The sequence below is a fragment of the Acidithiobacillus marinus genome, assembly GCF_002847505.1.
Classification (GTDB): Bacteria; Pseudomonadota; Gammaproteobacteria; order Acidithiobacillales; family Acidithiobacillaceae; genus Acidithiobacillus; species Acidithiobacillus marinus.
Genome location: NZ_MXAV01000058.1, coordinates 1 through 4,187 on the forward strand (window position 1 = coordinate 1; position 4,187 = coordinate 4,187).

Here is a 4,187-nt window from a genome sequence, read left to right on the forward strand (position 1 = left end):
TTTCTTAAATACTTTATCGATGTGCAAATAAACGCCGGCCATATCGATTCCCAAGCCATCCTGCGTCTGGCTAATGAGATCGTGATTCTTCTTATGGTTATGCACAATGACGGTGACGGTGACATTTTCAGCGCCTGGCACCTTGGTCATGCTGTCCAGAGCCTTATAGTGGTTGTGTACGGTGTCCGGCACAAAAGCACACCCCGTCAACCCGAAAGCGACTCCCAGAAAAGCCACTTTTGCAGCCGTTTTTAACCACTTATTGTTCATAAAGCCTTCCATAATTTCTCATCTTGTTGGTTCATTGTACCATGATTAATTAGTGATTTTTAGATTCTTCAGCCTATGGATTTATAGTCTGACCAGAACCATCGCTGGATAATAGAAAATCCCTTAAAACTACCGCATTACGATTCTGGTGAATCGTGTCTTTATTATTCTGTGACTTGACGCGATTTAAACAGGTAGATGAGCGCCAGGTCGATGATCTCTTTTTGTGACTTGTCGCCGTAGGCGCTAACCAGCTCGTCCAGGGCCATGTGCGCATCGCCAGACAACATCACAGAAATCGGCTTCCCGCTGTAGCCTTCCATCGGGAAGCGGCGACGGTCGCGGCTGGCCTTGGCTCGTTCTGCTGCGGTCATGGGGCGTTCGCCTTTAGGCTTCCGGCCTCTTTTCTTCGTAACGGGTTGTGATAAGACCTCGGCTATCTGGGTCATGGCGGTTCTCCGTGTCGTTTACCTGAATCTTATTATATGGTGACAAGTCACTAATAATCAAAAAAATTCTGTGACCGGTCACAGAATCATGCAAATATCCTTACTCATCACGCTCAACTAGAGACGCCACACACAGCACTACCGTAAAGGCCCCGTATTTGCCACAGAATCGACGCAAAACTCATTATGGTATATTTCCATCCCTTAACCACCAAAACCGCGTTCTGCGCCAAATTTACCCCTCTTTTGCAAAGCTTGAGGGGGAGCCGCTGTCTGTGGCAGTGGGGGACGTAGTCCCCGAAGGGGGTCGATCCGGCAAGCCGAAGGCGCGGACAGGGGGACCAGCTGGTCCCCGCCGGGTTAGGTTTGCGCCCGGCGCCGTAGGCGGCAAGTGGGCGCTCATTATCATGGCCTGTCGGTCATTTCGGTTTTTGCTTTTCTACCGTCGGAGACGTTAAAAGCTTTTCTTTAAGTTAAAACTGCGCGCGCGCGTTACGGTTTCTGGAAGCCTTATGGTTATTGGTCTGCATGGGCATTGTTGCAGGTAAAACCACGATGGACTTGCAGGTGAAACCACGTGCTAATCCACAGATTTCTGCAGGTGAAACCACGTGCTAATCCACAGAAAAATGGAAGTTATCCACAACAACATTTCTATCAACGGCAGGGTTTTTCTTCTGCTTTGCCGCCGACCTTAGCAAGAACGTCTCGGATTTGAGCCATTGCTCCTTTTTTCCCTGTCTTCTGGTAGAAGGTAATAGCATCGGTATCAGCATCAAAAGTCATTCGGTAGTCTGGAAGCTCACCAGATTCTGCCAGCCCCTTTATAGCGCCCCGAAAGTTACGAAGGACGTCAGCGCTACCGCTTTTTTCATGTAACGTTTTCACTGTCACGTGCCATTTCGGCTGTACGCCACAATGCTTGCGAGCCAATTCGTAGATACGCCTATCTAGTGGCTTCCGTAAACGAAAGTAATCGCGGTTTATGGTCAAAACGTGTCGTGCTTCTACAGACCTATAAAGCCAGTCTGGCAAAGTCACTTCAACGGCTACCATGCGATCATCGAATGGACTTTTTTCAATAACAGCCCAAGAGTCTATAAGGCCAAATCCTCTACGCTCTCTTTGATTTTTTGTTTCAATGTTTGTCTCAATGGTCGTTTCTCGCAGCCGACTAAGCGCGTCGCCGAGGCGTTTATAGCTGTCTCCATCTGTCCGGCGATTGGTCGTTACAAGAAAATCATAAGCTACAAATCGCACGGTACGTCCGATACCCTCACGTCCACGATTCATCGCCTCGACCAACTGACTAATGCAATAAATCCAAACATCTTTGTCATGGATGGTGGCACAGCCATCAAAGCCTGGTTTTATGGTTACCGTAACACCATTACGTGCATACTGACGCACCCTCTTATCTCCCGCACGCAACGCGAAAAGTGGGTGCTCCATACTGGCAATGTCGTCTTTGGGAGAGGCATCAAGGATGTCAGCCACAAAAAAGTCGCGTTGCAAATGACGATCTTGACGCAAGTGGCTATTCAATGGCGATAGACCTCTTTCCTGTGGGCCATTTTTACAACGAGGATTCGCACGTCACGATCCTCAATGTGAGTAACAATCCGATAACTTCCAATCCTGTAGCGCCACAGACCACTGAAACTTCCGGTGAGCGCCTTCCCCAATATGCGTGGATCTTCCAGGTTGGCTACTTTATTTTCAAGAAACTCTCTAATGCGCTTACGCTGCTGCGCGTCCATTTTCCGTATGTCTTTCTGCACAGATTCGGCGTACTCAATCTTCCAGGCCACGCCAGAATTCCTCGCTACTCAGTACGCGTTCATCTCCACGCCGGACACGCTCCAAAGTAGCTTCGGCCAAGTAAGCCTCTTCCATGTCGTCCAGATGCTCCAGAATCGCCTCACGAACATAATAAGTTTTCGTGCGCCCTGTCGCTTTTGCTAAATCATCTAGCCGTTTCTCGATGTCACTGGACAAGCGGACCCCAATCATAATCACCTCATGATAAATATGTTTAACGTGTTTACCATGTCACGATACACCACAAAAATCGAAAACAAAAGTTCGGAATCTATCCCTTTGATCCAAAAACTCTTGACCACCAAGATTTCGTGCCCGTACCCGGTAATGTTTTGGCCTCTAATGCGTCCAAGCGCTGACGAAGCCACGATTCCTGTTCCTGATGATCCCGAAGCTGCTCTTCGCGAATTCTCAACATTTCACGAAGAGCTTCATTTTCTGTACGCAACGTGGCGTTTTCGCTCTGTATTATCGCTACATCATGCTCTATTTCGCTGTTGTCTGTGTTGTCTTCTCCGTTGCCTTGCAATACACCAAACACCCTGAGTAACTCAGATGTATCTATTTGAGGCCTTCCGACATGGTCTTTATCGGCACTTATTTTTCCGCTTCTTATGTAAGCGTAAAGAGTAGATCTAGCCACCTTAGCTAGTGATGCAGCCTCTGAAATGTTAACTTTTGCCATGTTATTCCAATGTATTATCTGTTGTCTTATTTGTATAACTTCCCACGAAGCAAAGCAACTTTCAAATCACCGCCACAATTTTTCAAAGCGCTGGGCATTGGTAGCGGTATAGCGCACGGTATGCTGGATATTCCGGTGCCCCAGATAGTCCTGAATCAGCCGGGTATCCGCACCCTGGTCGGCCAGCGCAAAACCGCAGGCATGACGCAGCATGTGCGGATGCGGTGGCAGCGACAGTCCCGCTTCTTCGCCATAGCGTCGCAACAAGGCCCAGAAGGTCTTGCGGGAGAGGGCAGCGCCTCGGGTACTCAAAAACAGCGCCTGGCGGTCCAGCGACACCGTCCCTGAGCGACTTTTCCCTCGATCCCACTGCCGTAACCAGCGCGACCGCTCTTGCAGCCAGCTTTTTAGCATCCGGAGTTCTTCAGCCCGTAGAGGCTGGGTCGTGGACAATCCGCCTTTGAGGCGTTCGACATGGAGAATCCGGCTGTCCAGGTCCACCTGGTCCAGACGCATGGCGCAGGCCTCTGTCACCCGCAGACCATGGCGGAACATCAGGAAGATCAGACAACGATCCCGTATCCCCGTCCGAGGGTTTTCCTTGGCGGCCTGGAGCAAGCGATCTACTTCCAGCGGCGTCAGGTGCTTGCGGTCGGCTTCTGCCGCCGCCCGACGACGGGCCGGCGTATTGACGACAGGAGAGGGAACTTCGGGTGCCGATTCCGGGAGCAAGGGCTCTGCCGTGGCCACGGCCTCTATGACTTCCGGAGCAGGTTCAAAAAAGTTCAGCTGCTCGGGGGCCTTCTGGGGCTTTTTCAGGGTTTTGGGGGGGCGTTTTTTGGGTTCGGGCACGGGCAAAATCTCCACAGCGTTTGTAATGTCTCATAATACCCGCTTTTTCAGCTTGCCGGGTGTGAGGAGAATCAGTACATTAGCGATAGAGAGAAAAACGCCCACGACAG

At 50.3% G+C, this 4,187-nt stretch carries 7 protein-coding genes; all 7 read right to left on the minus strand.

Annotated elements, in window-relative coordinates; all coding sequences use genetic code 11:
- Positions 1-270, minus strand: a 270-nt coding sequence (locus B1757_RS14790; protein ID WP_143484298.1) for a YajG family lipoprotein, incomplete at its 3' end; no start/stop codon positions are given.
- A gap of 164 nt (positions 271-434) precedes the next feature.
- On the minus strand, positions 435-719 hold the full coding sequence (locus tag B1757_RS14795) for a hypothetical protein (RefSeq protein WP_101539059.1): 285 nt from the start codon (positions 717-719) through the stop codon (positions 435-437).
- A 657-nt stretch (positions 720-1,376) separates the two neighbouring features.
- Positions 1,377-2,252: a replication initiator protein A gene (locus B1757_RS14800; RefSeq protein ID WP_253253898.1), complete on the minus strand. Its 876-nt coding sequence runs from the start codon at positions 2,250-2,252 to the stop codon at positions 1,377-1,379.
- Between the two features lie 8 nt (positions 2,253-2,260).
- Positions 2,261-2,530, minus strand: coding sequence for a type II toxin-antitoxin system RelE family toxin (locus B1757_RS14805; protein WP_101539061.1), 270 nt, complete (start codon positions 2,528-2,530; stop codon positions 2,261-2,263).
- A complete protein-coding gene (gene relB / locus B1757_RS14810) occupies positions 2,514-2,732 on the minus strand; it encodes a type II toxin-antitoxin system RelB family antitoxin (RefSeq protein WP_101539062.1) in 219 nt (72 codons plus the stop codon). Before relB ends, B1757_RS14805 begins: the two co-directional genes overlap by 17 nt.
- A 79-nt stretch (positions 2,733-2,811) precedes the next feature.
- Positions 2,812-3,225 (minus strand): hypothetical protein, encoded by a 414-nt coding sequence (locus tag B1757_RS14815; RefSeq protein WP_101539063.1) that lies wholly within the window; start codon positions 3,223-3,225, stop codon positions 2,812-2,814.
- A gap of 66 nt (positions 3,226-3,291) precedes the next feature.
- Positions 3,292-4,077 (minus strand): tyrosine-type recombinase/integrase, encoded by a 786-nt coding sequence (locus tag B1757_RS14820; protein ID WP_301179171.1) that lies wholly within the window; start codon positions 4,075-4,077, stop codon positions 3,292-3,294.
- Positions 4,078-4,187: the final 110 nt, after the last annotated feature.